The organism is Streptomyces sp. NBC_00038 (genome assembly GCF_026343635.1).
GTDB lineage: Bacteria > Actinomycetota > Actinomycetes > Streptomycetales > Streptomycetaceae > Streptomyces.
Window position 1 is genome coordinate 417,966 of the sequence record NZ_JAPELQ010000001.1, and the last position, 15,974, is coordinate 433,939.

9 protein-coding genes and 1 pseudogene are annotated in these 15,974 nt (G+C 68.0%); 5 read left to right on the forward strand and 5 right to left on the reverse strand.

Translation table 11 applies throughout. The features are described 5' to 3' along the window. Nucleotides 1–40: 40 nt before the first annotated feature. Both OG219_RS02020 and OG219_RS02025 read left to right on the forward strand, forming a co-directional pair. Nucleotides 41–1,504: a sodium:solute symporter gene (locus OG219_RS02020; protein WP_266822201.1), complete on the forward strand. Its 1,464-nt coding sequence runs from the start codon at nucleotides 41–43 to the stop codon at nucleotides 1,502–1,504. A 93-nt stretch (nucleotides 1,505–1,597) separates the two neighbouring features. Next, entirely contained in the window at nucleotides 1,598–2,389 is a 792-nt protein-coding gene (locus OG219_RS02025) for a class II aldolase/adducin family protein (protein WP_266822203.1), read from the forward strand. A gap of 98 nt (nucleotides 2,390–2,487) precedes the next feature. On the opposite strand, the gene OG219_RS02030 is transcribed toward OG219_RS02025, so the two are convergent. Beyond that, nucleotides 2,488–4,185 carry a hypothetical protein gene (locus OG219_RS02030; protein WP_266822205.1) on the reverse strand — a complete coding sequence of 566 codons (1,698 nt, stop codon included), beginning with the start codon at nucleotides 4,183–4,185 and terminating at the stop codon, nucleotides 2,488–2,490. Between the two features lie 370 nt (nucleotides 4,186–4,555). Between OG219_RS02030 and OG219_RS02035 the strand changes: the two genes are divergently transcribed. Beyond that, nucleotides 4,556–5,293 (forward strand): cyclopropane-fatty-acyl-phospholipid synthase family protein, encoded by a 738-nt coding sequence (locus OG219_RS02035; protein ID WP_266822207.1) that lies wholly within the window; start codon nucleotides 4,556–4,558, stop codon nucleotides 5,291–5,293. Between the two features lie 53 nt (nucleotides 5,294–5,346). On the opposite strand, the pseudogene OG219_RS48235 reads toward OG219_RS02035, so the two are convergent. Further along, nucleotides 5,347–5,852, reverse strand: a pseudogene (locus tag OG219_RS48235) (DUF5958 family protein). Here OG219_RS48235 and OG219_RS02050 point away from each other — a divergent pair. After that, nucleotides 5,851–6,513, forward strand: coding sequence for a class I SAM-dependent methyltransferase (locus tag OG219_RS02050; RefSeq protein ID WP_266822211.1), 663 nt, complete (start codon nucleotides 5,851–5,853; stop codon nucleotides 6,511–6,513). The pseudogene OG219_RS48235 and the gene OG219_RS02050 sit on opposite strands and share 2 nt — an antisense overlap. A 537-nt stretch (nucleotides 6,514–7,050) precedes the next feature. Further along, on the forward strand, nucleotides 7,051–10,473 hold the full coding sequence (locus OG219_RS02055) for a CARDB domain-containing protein (RefSeq protein WP_266822213.1): 3,423 nt from the start codon (nucleotides 7,051–7,053) through the stop codon (nucleotides 10,471–10,473). A gap of 149 nt (nucleotides 10,474–10,622) precedes the next feature. Here OG219_RS02055 and OG219_RS02060 read toward each other — a convergent pair whose 3' ends face one another. The 3 genes from OG219_RS02060 to OG219_RS02070 form a co-directional block, all read right to left on the reverse strand. Next, nucleotides 10,623–11,546, reverse strand: a complete 924-nt coding sequence (locus tag OG219_RS02060) for a peptidase (protein ID WP_266822215.1) — start codon at nucleotides 11,544–11,546, stop codon at nucleotides 10,623–10,625. A gap of 88 nt (nucleotides 11,547–11,634) precedes the next feature. Then, nucleotides 11,635–14,283 carry a hypothetical protein gene (locus tag OG219_RS02065; protein WP_266822217.1) on the reverse strand — a complete coding sequence of 883 codons (2,649 nt, stop codon included), beginning with the start codon at nucleotides 14,281–14,283 and terminating at the stop codon, nucleotides 11,635–11,637. Next, the gene (locus tag OG219_RS02070; RefSeq protein ID WP_266822219.1) at nucleotides 14,280–15,800 is read right to left on the reverse strand and encodes a cytosine permease; all 1,521 of its coding nucleotides are present in this window, start codon (nucleotides 15,798–15,800) and stop codon (nucleotides 14,280–14,282) included. Before OG219_RS02070 ends, OG219_RS02065 begins: the two co-directional genes overlap by 4 nt. Nucleotides 15,801–15,974: the final 174 nt, after the last annotated feature.

Here is a 15,974-nt window from a genome sequence, read left to right on the forward strand (position 1 = left end):
TCGCGCATCAGGCGCCGGCCGCAGTGAATCGGAGGACCTGATGACCGTCGACTACCTCGTCATGGCCGTATACCTGCTGGGCATCATCGGCGTCGGCTGGTGGGGCAAGAAACGTGCCGCCTCCAAGAGCGACTTCCTGGTCGCCGGACGGCGACTGGGACCGCTCCTGTACACCGGCACGATGGCCGCCGTCGTGCTCGGCGGCGCCTCCACCATCGGTGGCGTACGCCTGGGATACACCTACGGCATCTCCGGCGCCGCCATGGTCTTCGCCATCGGACTGGGGCTGCTGGCGCTGAGCATCTTCTTCTCGGCCCGCATCGCCCGCCTCAAGGTCTACACCGTCGCCGAGATGCTCTCGCTTCGCTACGGCGACACCGCCGCCGTGATCTCCGGCGTCGTGATGTGGATCTACACCCTCATGCTGGCCGTGACCTCCACGATCGCCTACGCCAGCGTCTTCGACGTCCTGTTCGACGTGCCCCGCTGGGTCGCCGTGGTCGTCGGCGGCACGATCGTCGTCGGCTACTCGGCGCTCGGCGGCATGTGGTCCATCACCCTCACTGACATGGTGCAGTTCGTGGTCAAGAGCATCGGTGTGCTCGTCCTGCTGCTGCCCATCGCCGTGGTGAAGGCCGGCGGCTTCTCTGCCATGGCGGACAAGCTGCCGGACGGCTACCTCTCCCCGACCTCCATCGGCGGTCAGACCATCCTGACCTTCGTCCTGATCTACACCTTCGGCATGCTGATCGGGCAGGACATCTGGCAGCGGGTCTTCACCGCCCGCTCCGACAAGGTCGCCTCCTGGGGCGGCACCGTCGCCGGCGTCTACTGCCTGGTCTACGCCCTGGCCGGAGCCGTCATCGGCATGGCCACCAAGTCGCTCTACCCGAGCCTCGCCAGCGCCGACCAGGCGTTCGCCACGATCGTTCAGCACGCCCTGCCCACCGGTGTCAGAGGCCTGGTCCTGGCCGCCGCGCTCTCCGCGATGATGTCCACCGCGAGCGGCGCCCTGATCGCCTCCGCCACCGTCGCCAACAACGACATCTGGGCCCGGCTGCGCCCCCGTACCCGCCCCGCCGCCACCGGATCGCAGGACGGCGACGAGATACGTTCCAACCGGCTCGCCATCGGTGTCCTCGGGGTGACCGCGATGGCCATCGCCTGTGTCCTCGGCGATGTCATCGAAGCGCTCACCGTCGCCTACAACCTGCTCGTCGGCGGCCTGCTCGTGCCCATCCTCGGCGGCCTGATCTGGAAGCGCGGCAACCTGCCCGGCGCCATGGCCTCGATGATCGCGGGCGGCACCACGGTGATCGCCTTCATGGTGACCGACGGGCTCCTCGCCAACGAGCCGATCTACTACGGCCTGCTCGCCGGGCTCGCCGCCTACGTGGCCGTCAGCCTCCTGACCGAGCCGACCGAAGAAGCCGTCGTCGAGGCCTGGCGCCGCCGCCTGGTCGGCGAACCGGCCCCCGCCACACCGGAGTTCAGCGCGGCCTGACCGGCCCGCACCGACGAACGTGCCCCGGGCGGCCGGCCCGGGGCACGCGCTCATCCCGCAATCACCGGCCCCATCTCAGAAGGAGTGCCACCGATGACCGAGCTGTCCCTGCGCCCCGACCGCACCGCCCCTACAGCGGCCGGCGAGGAACTGCGACTGCGCCGCGAACTCGCCGCGGTCTACCGTCTCGTGGCGCACTTCAGGATGACCGACCTGATCTTCACGCACATCTCCGTCCGCCTCCCCGGTCCGGAGCACCACTTCCTGATCAACCCCTACGGCCTCCTCTTCGAGGAGATCACCGCATCGAACCTCGTCAAGATCGACCTGACCGGCCACCCTGTCGAGGAATCCCCCCACCCGGTCAACCCCGCCGGCTTCGTCATCCACGGCGCCATCCACGCCGCCCGATCCGACGCCCACTGCATCCTGCACACCCACACCAGGGCGGGCTGCGCGGTCGCGGCCCAGGAAAGCGGCCTGCTCCCGCTCAACCAGATCTCCATGGAGTTCTACGGCAGGCTCGGCTACCACGACTACGAGGGCGTCGCCCTCAACCTCGCCGAACAGCGGCGCCTCGTCGCCGACCTCGGCAATCACCCCGCGATGATCCTGCGCAACCACGGTCTGCTCACCGTCGGCGAGACCCCCGCCCAAGCGTTCCTGCGCATGTACTACCTGGACAAGGCCTGCGAGATCCAGACCGCTGCCACCGCCGCGGGCGCCGGGCTCGTCATCCCCCCTCCCGGCATCTGCGAGCTGACCGCACGCCAACTCGCGGGCGAGGACCACAGCTCGGACCTCCAGGACGACAAGGCGTACGACCTCGCCTGGTCGGCGCTGCTCCGACTGGTCGAGCGCATCGCCCCCGACTACAAGGACTGACCCGCAGGCGATTGAATCCGTACCGGCCGGGGCACCGCGACTCAACGTTGCAGTGCCCCGTCCCGGCTACCGGCCGGTTTCGGCGACGGATGGTCGGGTCAGTTCGGCACTTCCAGTTCAGGCACTTCCAGTTCGGGCAGATCGAGGTCCCACGGGCTGCTCTGGACGACGTACGTGCAGTCCGTGTACGTGTAGCCGGGCTCGATCTTGATGGTGGAGCTGTGGTTGGCGTTGTCGACCGTGTCGTCGGCGCGTTTGTAGAGGAAGTAGTAGTTGCCGGCGGGCAGCGTCAGCCGGCTCTTCGGATAGCTCTTGCTCGTGTCCTGGCAGGCGAGGGATCTGCCGCTCGACTCGCTGGTGTACGTCTCGCAGCTTCCGCAGGACTTGAGCTCGACCTTTCCGGTGACCGGACCGGTGAAAAGGATCTCCACATCGTCCGGAGCGTCATTGCTGATGACGAGTTCCAGTCCGGAGCCACTGGGTTTGGCGGCCGACGGCACCAACTTGCCCGCCGCAGGTGCCTCCTCGGCGATCTCCGCGGCTATGGCGATGTTCTGAGCCTGCCCGCGGCGCTTGCTGACCTTGTACGTGTCGGCGAAGGCGGTCATCGTCTCGCGCGCCGCGGCGAAGTCGTCGTCGTTGAACTGATCCACACCGCAGGCGTAGGTCCCCGACTCCACCACCTCACCGGCTTCTGCGGTCAGTACGGTCGCGCTGTCGCCGGGCAGCCCCGATGCCGTGTCGCTGACCCGCCGCACCTCGTCGGTCACATCGCAGGGGGGCTGATCACCGCCGGACAGTTCCCCGTCCAGCTCCTGGATCTTGCCCCGGACCGCGGGCTCCACCTTGCCCGCCTGCTCGGAGTCCGGGAACGTGCGCATCAGCACGCCGAATTCACCCCCGTCCGAGCTCGCCCCGACCCCGAGCAGCCGCACGCCGCACTCGTAGAGCGAGGTGGCCAGCCGGTCGTCGGGCCATGCGGCCAGATCACCCAGCACGTCCTTGTCCACCACGTCGGGAACGGTCCGCAGATACGTCAGCGGTTCGACGGCGCCGCAGTATTCGTCCTTCGCGTACGGGCCTGCCACGGTGGTGTAGTAGTCCTTCAGCCGGTCCGGTACGAGCTTCGCGGCTCTCGATCCCTCGTGTTCCTCGGCGAGTTCGCGATATCGGGCCAGGGCACTTTGGTACTGCTCCTTCGAGCCGGCGAAGGCGCCTGTCGAGCCCTTCTCGACCAGCTCGTCGGCGGCGGCGAGCCGGTCTAGCAGCATCTGCTCCACGGCCTCGTCCCGCGCCGCGTCGTAGGCGACCGCGCCGCCCGCCGGCACCGCCAGCAGCACCAGCCCCACAGCGATGACCACGGGTGGCCGCAGCAGACCGGCCCGGCCGGCCGTTCCCGTCGTCGCTGCCGCCTGCCCGGCCGGGGCACGCAGCCCGCGACGCGCTCCGTCGGCTGCGGTGAGGAGCAGGAACAGGACGTAGGCGATCACCAGGCCACCGGGTACGCCGTTCGGATCCGCCGGCAGCGCGATCAGCAGCAGCACGGCCGTCGCGGCCCAGCACAGGGCCGCCGCCGGCCAGCGGCGCAGCAACACATAGCCCAGGCCCAGACCGCTCAGGTTCAGCAGGGCCACGGCCAGCGCACGCACGGGGTCGGGCACGGATGGCGGGCCGACCACGGGCGGCTGGTCCGGCGGGGGCGGGAACGGCGAGAAGCCCGGAGCCGACGGCGGACCCAGCGGCGGGGGCACGGAGTCCGCGGGCGGCGCCGAGGGCGCGTTCGGTGCCGCGGGCACTTCCCAGGCCGGGTCCGGGGCTGTTGACCCGGTCGGCGCCGAAGGCTCGCCCGCGCCTTGCCCCCGGTCCGGGGCAGACGCCGACCGGGGGCCCGGCGGGTCCTGAGGCGCACCCGGACCTGGGTCCGCAGGCTTCGAGCCAACTCTGTCGTTGTCGTCCCCTGATCCCACAACGGCCCCCAACTACCTTGATATCAGGCTTACTTCGACACGATACGCACACATGCGGAGACTGTCGTCCATACCCATCACACGTCGTACTCAAGCGCACGCCATGCACACCACAAGGCCGGTGCACAGAAGGCCAGGACCGGGCGGGGGCGGGGTAATGCAGATGCGACGGGTGGCCCACGCTGTCAGGCTGCGCGCCATGAACCGCGAAATGATCTCTCAGCTGTCGCACGCCGATCACCCGATCAACGCCCCTCTTGACGACGAGTCGGTGCGACGGCTGCTCCGTCGAACCGTGGAACGCGGCAACGAACGCGTACTCGACCTCGGTTGCGGTGAGGCGGCCTGGCTTCTACGGACCCTGGCCGCTCATCCGGATGTGACCGCCGAAGGCGTCGACAACTCGGCCCCGCTGCTGGCCAAGGCCCGGCAGGAGGCGGCCGATCTGGGAGTCGGAGAACGACTCGTACTCCATCACCAGGACGCCACGGAGTTCGCATCACCCCGCCCCTTCGACGCAGTGCTCAGCGTCGGTGCCACCCATGCGTTCGGCGGTCTCCTGCCCACCCTCGACGCCGCCCGCAAGCACCTCGCCCCCGACGGACGCATCCTGGTCGGCGATGCCTATTGGGAGCGCGAGCCCACCTCCGCCGCCCGCGAAATGCTCGGCGAATACGAGGACTTGGCGACCACCATGGACCGCGTCGTCGCCCACGGCTGGACCCCTGTCTTCGGGCACATCAGCACACGTCAGGAACTCGACGACTTCGAGTGGTGCTGGACCGGATCCCTGGCAACCTGGGCACTGGACCACCCCGAGCACCCCGACAGCGCGGAAGTTCTCACCGTTGCCACCACCCACCGCTCGCAATGGCTGCACAGCTACCGCGACAGCTTCGGCTTCATCACCCTGATCCTTCGCCGAACCCCCGAGTGACCACCCACGCCCCTTACAAGATCCGACCCGTGCGCAGGTGCCAACCGAGGGAGTCAGCCGGCGACGGACAGCCTGCGCCACCAGTGACTGCACCCATCGCCGCAGAAGCGCTCGCGTCGCCGCCCGTCGGCAATCGCGAGTACCGCGATCAGCAGCCGAAACGCTTTGCGGCGTTCGTCGAGAGGGGCAAGGCCGGCGATCTCCCCAGTTGCAGGTCGATCCGTCCGCGTGTGATCAGTACCGCCGGCGTGTGCGTCGCGCGCAACCCGGCACGGCGAACGCTCTCCGGTCCGTCTTCGGCGGCAACGCGAGCCTGGATGCAGTGGTGGGACAGGAAACGCAGCGTCTCGGACTGCTCCTCCGGACCGAGTGCGTCAAACCACTCGATGCCCTGTGCCATCGGACGCAGCCCCTGGGCGAGTTCGTTGAGCACGACGTCGCGCTCGGGCATGAGTGCCTCCTGTGAACAGGCGGCGCTCCGCCTGGAATTGGGTTCATCCCATCGAAGCCGCGCCCGGATCAACCTGACGCAAGCTCCAGGAACTATTGTCGCGGGCATGGTCGAACACGACGCCCTCAGTGCCACCCGCGAGGCCTACGACGCTTCTGCCACCACCTATGCGGAGCTCTTCCGCGACACGCTGCGCGACAGTCCCCTGGATCGCGCAATCTTGGGTGCCTTCGCCGAGGTCGTCAGTGCGAGTGGGGACGGCCGGGTCGCGGACCTGGGGTGTGGGCCTGGCCATATCACCGCTCATCTGGACGAGTTGGGGCTGGCGGCGTTCGGTGTCGATGCCTCTCCCGCGATGATCGAGTTGGCTCGACAGGCCTATCCGGGCCTGCGGTTCGACGTGGGTTCGATGACCGCGTTGGACATCGCCGACGGCGCGCTGGGCGGCGTACTCTCACGTTGGTCGATCATCCACACTCCGCCGCAGGAACTCCCCGTCATCCTGGCGGAGTTCCAACGTGTGCTGGCACCCGGCGGCCACCTTCTGATCGGCTTTTCGGCAAGCGAGGATCCGTCCCACCCGACGCAGATCTTCGACCACGCAGTCGCGCCGGCCTATCGGTGGTGGCCCGATCACCTCGCCGCGCTGCTGCGCGAGTCCGGGTTGGCCGAGGTGGCTCGAATGGTTCGCGAGCCTGAGCCCACCGACCGACGGCAGTTCCAGTCGATTCAACTGCTCGCCCGCAAAGCCCAGGCAGCGGCTGCCTGATCGACGCCTGACCGCATCCAACCCGCCGTACGGGGAGCCGTCAGTCTCCAGGCGTCGACTCCTGATCAAGGCTCACCGCCCGTTCGAGCTCCAATGTGGCCGAACAAGGGCCTCAGAGGCACACCCTCGATGACCTGCGCTCCTGGCAGGCATCGAGCTCGGCGATCTCCTCTTCCGCCCCCGCGAGCCTGACCCGTGGCCCTTCGAGGGTGACCGGCCGCGCGCAACACCCGGGCGAGAGCGCCCACCCCACCTTTCCTGTCGGCACCGGCGCCACACCCTTTCGAGACGCCGTGTGCATGCCATTGACAAACGGAACGGTAGCCAGAAATCTGTCCTGGAGAAGCAAAGTTCCGATGGAATCACGCAAATTAGCGACTGCCTGACGGCAATCCTCAGCAGTCGGGCCTCAGTCGGCCCCTGCTACCTCGCGTGTCGTCGCGCTCCACGGTCGACCTCCCGGTCCCCAGCCTGCACCTCCGCATCTCCCGCACCACCGCTCCCCCCGTCGTCCCCCTGCCATGGAACGAGGACGCCATGAGACGGAAGCGATTCGGCCTACGGACGATCATTGGCCTGCTCCTGGCCGGCCTGGCCACCGTCGGTCTCCAACCCAGCGCCGCCACCGCCGCACCGGCTGCGGTCCGCGGACCCAACCTTGCGCTCGGCAAGATCGCCACGACCAGCGGGGCCCACAGCGGCTATCCCGCCACGAACGTCACCGACGGCAGCCAGCAGAGTTACTGGGAAGGCCCGGCCGGGTCGTTCCCTCAGTGGATACGCGTCGATCTCGGCGGCACCGTCGAAGCCAACCAGGTCGTCCTGAAGCTGCCCACCACCTGGGAGGCCAGGACCCAGACCCTCTCGATCGAGGGCAGCACCGACGGCTCCACCTTCATGTCCCTGTCCGGTTCGGCCACCCGTAGCTTCGCCCCGGCGGGATCCAACACGGTCACCGTGGACTTCACCGCCCGCAGCGTGCGCCACGTCCGCGTGCAGGTGAGCGCCAACACCGGCTGGAACGCGGCCCAGTTGTCCGAGGTCGAGGTCTACGGCACCGACGGAGGAGGCGACCCCGAGGAACCTCCGGTCGACGGGACCAACCTCTCGCTCAACAAGCCGATCGAGGCCTCGTCGTTCGTCCAGTCGTTCACGGCGACCAACGCCAACGACGGGCAGGTGGGCACCTACTGGGAGTCCAACGGACACCCCGCGACGCTGACGGTGAAACTGGGTGCCAACGCGGACCTCAGCGGGATCACCCTGAAGCTCAACCCCGACGCGGCCTGGGCGACCAGGACACAGAACATCGAGGTCCTCGCACGCGAGCAGTCCGCGAGTGGATTCACCTCGATCAAGGCCGGCGCCGACTACACCTTCAACCCCGCCTCGAACGCCAACTCGGTCACGATCGCCGTCAGCGGCCGGTACGCCGACGTGCAGTTGAGGTTCACGAACAACTCGAGCGGATACGGCGCGCAGGTCGCCGAGTTCGAGGTCATCGGCGCCGCGGCCCCGAACCCCGACCTCGTCGTCACCGACCTGACCTGGACGCCGGCAGCGCCCACCGAGTCGGACACCGTCACGGTCCGGGCGACGGTGCGCAATTCCGGTACGGCCGCTTCCCCTGCCACCACGGTGAACGTCAGTGTGGACGGAACCGTCGCCGGCAGCGCCCCGGTCGGCGCACTCGCGGCGGGGGCCTCCGAGACCGTCTCCGTAGGCGTGGGCAAGCGGGCCACGGGCAGCTACACGGTCTCCGCCGTGGTCGACCCGACGGACACCGTGCCCGAACTCGACAGCACCAACAACAGCCGTACCGCGGCGGACAAGTTGACCGTCACCCAGAGCCCGGGACCCGACCTCGAGGTCACCGGCATCACGACCAACCCGGCCAGCCCCGCCGTCGGCGCGTCCGTGTCCTTCACGGTCGCGGTGCACAACCGGGGTATCTCGGCCGCGTCCGCGGGTTCCGTGGCGCGCGTCCAGGTCGGCAGCACCACACTCAACGGTACGGCGGGGGCGATCGCCGCCGGCGCCACCGCCAACGTCACGATCAGCGGGACGTGGACCGCCACGAGCGGTGCGAGCGTGCTCACCGCGACCGCCGACGCCACGAACACCGTCACCGAGACCAACGAGAGCAACAACATCTTCACCCGCTCCATCGTGGTCGGCCGCGGCGCCGCCGTACCGTACATCGAGTACGAGGCGGAGGAAGGGACGTACCAGGGAACCCTTCTGACGACCGATCAGCTGCGGACCTTCGGTCACACCAACTTCGCCACCGAGTCGTCGGGCCGACAGTCGGTGCGCCTCAACTCCACCGGGCAGTACGTCCAGTTCACCTCCACCAGCCCGGCGAACTCCATCGTCGTACGCAACTCGATTCCGGACGCCGCGGGCGGCGGGGGCACCGAGGCCACCCTGAGCCTCTACGCGAACGGCACCTTCGTGCGCAAGCTCAACCTGAGCTCCAAGCACAGCTGGCTGTACGGCAACACCGACTCGCCCGAAGGGCTCACCAACACCCCGGGCACCGACGCACGCCGGTTGTTCGACGAGTCCAACGCACTGCTCACGCAGACGTACCCGGCGGGGACCACCTTCCGGCTGCAGCGTGACGCGGGCGACACCGCTTCCTTCTACATCGTCGACCTGGTCGACCTGGAGCAGGTGGCCCCGGCCGCTTCCCAGCCGGCCGGCTGCGTCTCCATCACGCAGTACGGAGCCGTGCCGAACGACGGCATCGACGACACGGACGCCATCCAGCGTGCCGTGACCGCCGACCAGAACGGGCAGATCGACTGCGTGTGGATCCCGGCGGGCCAGTGGCGCCAGGAGCAGAAGATCCTCACCGACGACCCGCTCAACCGCGGCGATTACAACCAGGTCGGCATCAGCGATGTCACCATCCGCGGCGCCGGCATGTGGCACTCGCAGCTCTACACCCTCACCCCGCCCCACCAGGCGGGCGGCATCAACCACCCGCACGAGGGCAACTTCGGCTTCGACATCGACGACAACACCAAGATCTCGGACATCGCCATCTTCGGCTCGGGCACCATCCGGGGCGGCGACGGCAACGCCGAGGGCGGCGTCGGTCTCAATGGCCGGTTCGGCCAGGACACGAAGATCAGCAACGTGTGGATCGAGCACGCCAACGTCGGTGTGTGGGTGGGCCGCGACTACAGCAACATCCCCGAACTCTGGGGGCCCGGTGACGGACTGGAGTTCACCGGAATGCGGATCCGCAACACCTACGCCGACGGCATCAACTTCACCAACGGAACCCACAACTCGACGGTGGAGAACTCCTCGTTCCGCAACACCGGTGACGACGCCCTCGCCGTGTGGGCCAGCAAATACGTCAAGGACCAGTCGGTCGACATCGGCCACGACAACCACTTCCGCAACAACACGGTCCAGTTGCCGTGGCGGGCCAACGGCATCGCCGTCTACGGCGGTTACGGCAACACCATCGAGAACAACCTGATCTACGACACCATGAACTACCCGGGCATCATGCTGGCGACCGACCACGACCCGGTGCCCTTCTCCGGACAGACCCTCATCGCCAACAACGGGCTGTACCGCACCGGCGGTGCGTTCTGGAACGAGGACCAGGAGTTCGGAGCCATCACGCTGTTCGCCCAAGGCGTGAACATCCCAGGGGTCGTCATCCGCGACACCGACATCCACGACTCGACCTACGACGGCATCCAGTTCAAGACCGGCGGCGGCACTATGCCGGACGTCCAGATCACCAACGTCACCATCGACAAGTCCAACAACGGATCCGGCATCCTCGCCATGGGCGGCGCCCGCGGCAGCGCCACCCTCAACAACGTCACCATCACGAACTCACGCGACGGCAACATCCTCATCGAACCCGGCTCGCAGTTCGTGATCAACCAGAGTGCCCTGCGCAACGATCGTCAGGGCGGCGCACAGCAATAGGCATTCGCCGCTGAGTAACACAGGCTGAAGGGCCCACTCCTGTAAGGGAGCGGGCCCTTCGACCTCGGTCCACAACCGTTCGCAGCAGCCCGCCCCGCCATCCGCAAGAAGCGCTGCGAGGGCTGTCTCGTCAGCTGTTCTGGGGGCCGTCAGCTGTTCTGGGCCCCGTTCCAGACGTCGTACGCGGAGTTGCCGTACGCCGATGTGGCGGCAGCCGATCCATAGCTGCCGGAGTAGGCACCGGTCTGTATCGCGGAGCCGTCAGGCTGATAGTTCTCGATCCAGGCACCGCCGCTGGCGCCGCCGGAGAGGCCGTTGCAGTTGTTCATGAGGCGCTGCCCGTCGGGTCCGGCGTAGCCCTGCCCCTCGCACCACACGGCGTAGTCCTTGTCGGCCGGCAGACCGATGATGTGCGCGTAGTTGCTCGACCAGTTGAAGCCGAGCCCGGTGGAGCCCACGACGTCCTGCACGCGCCGGCCGCCCGGAGTGTCCAGGACGAGGAAGGCGCTGTCGTTCTCCTGGCCGCCTCCCGTGACCCAGCCAGCGCTGCGCCAACTCCACCAGCCGTAGGGCGCGTTGCCCGTGTTGTAGTTGGGGGCGAAGCGGTAGTTGGTACCGCCGTCGCCGAAGCCGCAGTGCCGCGCGGTGGCCAGCACCGAACCGTTGTTGCTCGTGACAACGTTGCCAGAGCAGATGTAGTCACCCTGGCCCGGGATCGTGAAGTACAGGCGCCCCACTGTCCCCCACACGCTGGCCTGGGCCTCAACTCCCGCGCTCACCGCGGGTCTCGTCGCGGGGACGTGCACCGGCCTGGCGGTGACCTCGGCGCCTGCGCCGGAGGAAGGCCGTACCTCGGAGACGGCCTCGGGCGCGGGCATCGGCTTGGCCTGGCGGATCCGCTCCGGGGTCCAGTAGGCGTCGAGTTGAGCGCGTGACTTGGTGTTGACGGCCATGCCGGTCCCGGTGTGGGAACCGGTCGGCCGATCCTGCGCGACTGCGGAGGCCGGCGTCAGTGCGAGGGACAGACTCGCCGCTGCGGCAAGGGTGTTGAGGACGGAACGACGTAAGCGCATGGGAACCTTCCTGGTTCGGGAAGTGGTCAAACGCGCTCACTGTCGCACTCGGTTCTGCAGGAGATCAACGGGGCAGCAGTTTCCTCTCCTAGACGGTTGTGGCACCTCGCTCCGATTGGTCCGAGAATCCGGCCAGCCTCGGTCGCAGCCGCGGAGCGGCGGCGAGTCCGCTCGGATCGGGTGGTCCGGCTTGGTGGCGGGTGCCCGCGTAGTAGTGGTTGGCCGCCGTGGAGGAGACGCGGATGCGCAGTTCGTTGGGCCCCGGACGCAGCGTGGACGAGGCGATGTTGCAACGGAAGGGAGCCCATCCCCATCGGCCCACGGTCTGCCCGTTGATCTCGGCCTCGGCGCTCGTGTGCACGACGGGCAGGACGAGTTCCCAGTCGGGCCAGGCCAGGGCGTCGGCGGTGAGGTCGAAGGTGTTCTTGTACTCGCCGACTCCCGAGTACCGGTCCCACCCCTGCTGTTCCCAGCCGCGATCGACGTCGACCGGCTGCTCGGCGGCGCCGGCGGTGAGCAGCCACCCCTGGTCCAGGATGAGGGGCACCGGCACGGTGCGTGTGCCGTGCGTCAGGTGCCAGCAGGCCAGTTCACCGGGGGCGAGGCTCAGCCGCAGCGAGCCGTCGACCTCGAACGGTGCCTCGACCACACCGGACTCCGGCCTCCACCGGGTCACTTGGGCGGGGAGCTGAGTAGGCCGGATGTGGACGGTTCGCTCGCAGTCGTCGTCGTTGAACAGAGCGATCCGGGTCCCCTCGGCGTCAAGTGCGCGACGTGACCACACCGCCCCGTCGCAGTCGACCTCCGGGTGGCCGGCGAGCGAGCGGTCCAGATGGGGTTCGACGGCCGCGGGTGACGGGATGTCCGGCCAGTGCCGGGCCCGTGGTCCACTCAGCAGTTCCCGCATCCGTCGGCTCACCCGGTCGTCGGTGCCCCGCGTCTGGGTCGCGTGCGGGATCGGTCCCGATGCCAGCAGTGCTCCCCCGCCGCGTGTGAACTCCGCTAGAGCGTCGATGGTGTTGTCGTCCTGGACGACGGACACCCCTGGCAGGACGAGGGTCCGGTAACGGTCTGCGATCCGTCCCGCGCGCAGGTCCCGTTCGTCGACGAGGTGAAAGTCGTGTCCCGCGCGGGCCAGATGTTCGGTCCAGAACGCCGTGTGCTGGCCGTAGGGATGCGTGGGGCCTTCCGCCCAGCTCGTCCGCAGGGGATACAGCACGGCGATCTCGTCCAGCGGCCGGGTTGCGTCGAGGAACTCCGAAAGCCTTCCCGACTCCTCCGCGAACGCACGGTGGTAGGCGAACCAGGGCTCGAAGTTCACGCCGGGGGCGAAGTCGAACCGGGGATTGGTGAAGAGCTCGTCGCCCTCGTGGCCGTCGGTGAGCCAGAAGGCGTGCATCAGCAACTGCCGTGCGCCGAGCAGATGGTGACGCACGGTCTGGTCGCGCAACTGGCCAAGGGTGAGTTCCCAGCGGCCTGCCGCGAAGTGCGATCCGGTCTCGGTGCGGGCGAAGTACTGCTCGACCAGGCAGCCGCTGCGACCGTTCGACCGGGCCACGGAATCGCCGAACTTGGCGCTGATCTGCGGGTGTTCGTTGCGCGCGTCGACGGCCGTGATGTCGCGCCAGCGGTCCAGCCCGAAGTAGTCGGTGCCGAAGTTCGTCCGTGGGTCTTCGGTGATGATCGTGGCGGCAGGGTTCCAGGAGGAGACGTAACCGAGCACCTCATGGCCGGACAGGGCCACGCCGTGCTCCGCACACCACTTCGACAGCGTCCCGAAGAACGCGTCGATCCCGACGGCCGAGTAGCGCTCGAAGAAGTCGCACCGCCAGGCCGCCGTCAGCGGGCCGACCTCGCGCGCCAGTGACAACAGGACTCGACGGTCGTCCGGCACGACGGTGGGGGCGTACATCAGCGACGAGTCGACGTGAGCGCGGCGCTGCCGCCAGTCGAAGAAGCACCCGTGCGGCTGGTCGAAGAAGACGTAGCTCACGGTCGTTCCCAGGTGCGCGCCGAAGGCCTCCGCGTAGGGCTGGTAGCCGACTTCGAGGAAGCGTTCCGCCGCCTCGGGCAGCAGGTAATTGATCATGCGGCTCGACGCGCACCGTGCGGCGACGAAGACGGTGACGGCCGACTGGCCGGCCAGTGCTTCGGCGGGTACGCGCACTCGGCATCCGGACTCGCCGGATTCGATGAGCTGAGCGTGTTCCGTGACGTCCGTGATCGAGTGCTCGGAATCGATGTCCCCCGCCGGATGGGCGAGGGCCGCGACGATCTCCCATTCGTCCCACCGCACGACCCCGCCCGAGAACACCCAGTTCTTTCCGGGCTCCAGCAGGTAGTCCACGTCCTTCGCGCGGATCTCGTCGACTGCGCACTCGGCGAACTCTCCGTCGGGCTCCCCGGTGGTGCAGAACATGTGCCGTTCGCGCAGTTCATCGCGTCCGTCGACGGTACGTCCGCCCGCGTGCCCGGAAAGCCAGTTGTACTCGTCGTAGATGCCCATCATCAGCCCCCGGCTCGCCGCTCCGTCGGCGGCGAGCCGGCACGCGGCGAGATACTGGGGCCCGAGATAGTCCTCGAGCGGGAACGACAGCCGGGTCTGGATCTGGAACGACTTGAACCCGGCCGCGGCAAGGGTGTCCAGCTGTTCCTGGATCTCCTCGGCCGTCGGAATCCTGTGCCAGAACCAGTAGGTCGCCGGCGCATGCCACTGATCGGGGCTTTCGAAGGTCATGAGGAAACACTCACGGGTTCGGATTCACGCCGTGCCGTGTACGTGCCCTTCGGGTCGATCTTCAGCACAAAGGTGAGGAACGCGTACATCGCGGCGCCGACCACCATCGCGATCAGAACACCCATGTTGGTGCTGCCGACGACGCCCTTCTTCGCCGAGTCGGACAGCAGGAAGCCGACCACCTTGGCGAGGTTGGGGTCGGACGAGGTGACCAGGCCCAGGCCGATCACCGTGGCGACGCCGAGTGACACCAGCGCCGTCCACCGCCCGCTGCGGCCTCCCTCGCCCGCACGCTTGGCAAGGTCGACGTTCCAGCCCAGTCGGCGCTGGCGGATGAAGTCGAGCAGCTGGATTCCGCCCATGGTGCCCATGACCACCGCGATCAGGGCCAGGAAGGCCTGGAAGGTGGCCAGGAACGAGTCGGACAGGAAGAGCAGGTAGAAGGCCCCGGCGGAGATGATGACCATGTTGATGACCGTTGTTCCGACCCGGGACACCGGCACTCCCAGGGCGAGCAGTGCGAGTCCCGAGGAGTAGAGGCCCGTGATCGCCGCGGCGACCAGCGAGATCACGATGACGATCGTGAACGGGATGAAGAACCACAGGGGAAGCAGGTCGGTGAGCGCGCCGATGGGATCGTTCGCGGCCGCGGCGCCGAGACCGGAATCGCCCGCAGCGAGCAGCACACCGAGAATGAGCAGTACGGCGACGGGAAGCACGATGCCGAAAGTGGTCCAGCTGATCACACTGCGCGCCTTGGTGGTGCGCGGAAGGTAGCGGGCGAAGTCGCCGCCGTAGTGCAGGAATCCGAGCCCGACCAACGTCATGGCCAGGATGACGCCACCCACGAATTCACCCAGCGATCCGTTCTCCGCGCCGCCTATCCGGTCCCAGCGGATATGGGGAACGACCATGCCGATGAACACCACCGTCATCACCGCGGTGAGCCAGGCGATCCACTTCTCCACCTTGAGGATCATCTGGTGGCCGTACACCGCGACCGTCACGGACACCACGAGCACGGCGACGTACCAGAGCCCGATCGCCGGAACGGTCGCCTCACCCTGATCGTCGGCGAAGGCACCGGGCCACAGCCGGGCGAAGAGGCTGGCTCCCGAGGTCGATGCCAGCGTGATGATGGTGACCTTCCAGCCGACGTTGGACAGGTAGGCGAAGAAGGTGGGGAATTTGTTGCCGTGGAAACCGAAGGCGGACCGGGTCTGGGTGAGGGTCGGCAGACCCGTACGGGGACCGCCGACCGCGAGGATCCCCACCAGCGTCGAGGACAGCACGTACCCCAGGAGCCCGGCCAGGATCGCCTGCCAGGCGCTCAAGCCCACTCCGAACACGTAGATGCCGCAACTGACCCCGAGGATGGACACATTCCAGGAGAACCAGACGGGGAACAAGCCGCCCGGTGTGCCATGCCGTTCCGCGTCCGGGACGGGGTTCACCCCGTTCTGTTCGACCGCCGAGACAACGGGTGGCGACGCAATGGGTGGTGAGACGTCAGTCATGAGCTGTTCCCTTCGGGGATGGCACCGCTGATGAGGTGGGCCGGCGACAGCACGTCGTCGCCCGGCGACCCGCAGTACGTCCTGCGGGAGGGTTCGTGGAACGTGCCACGGCCGGATCGCGGCCCCGTGACAGACGGCAGGGCAGCGGATGCGTCAACCGGCCAGGGGCGAGGC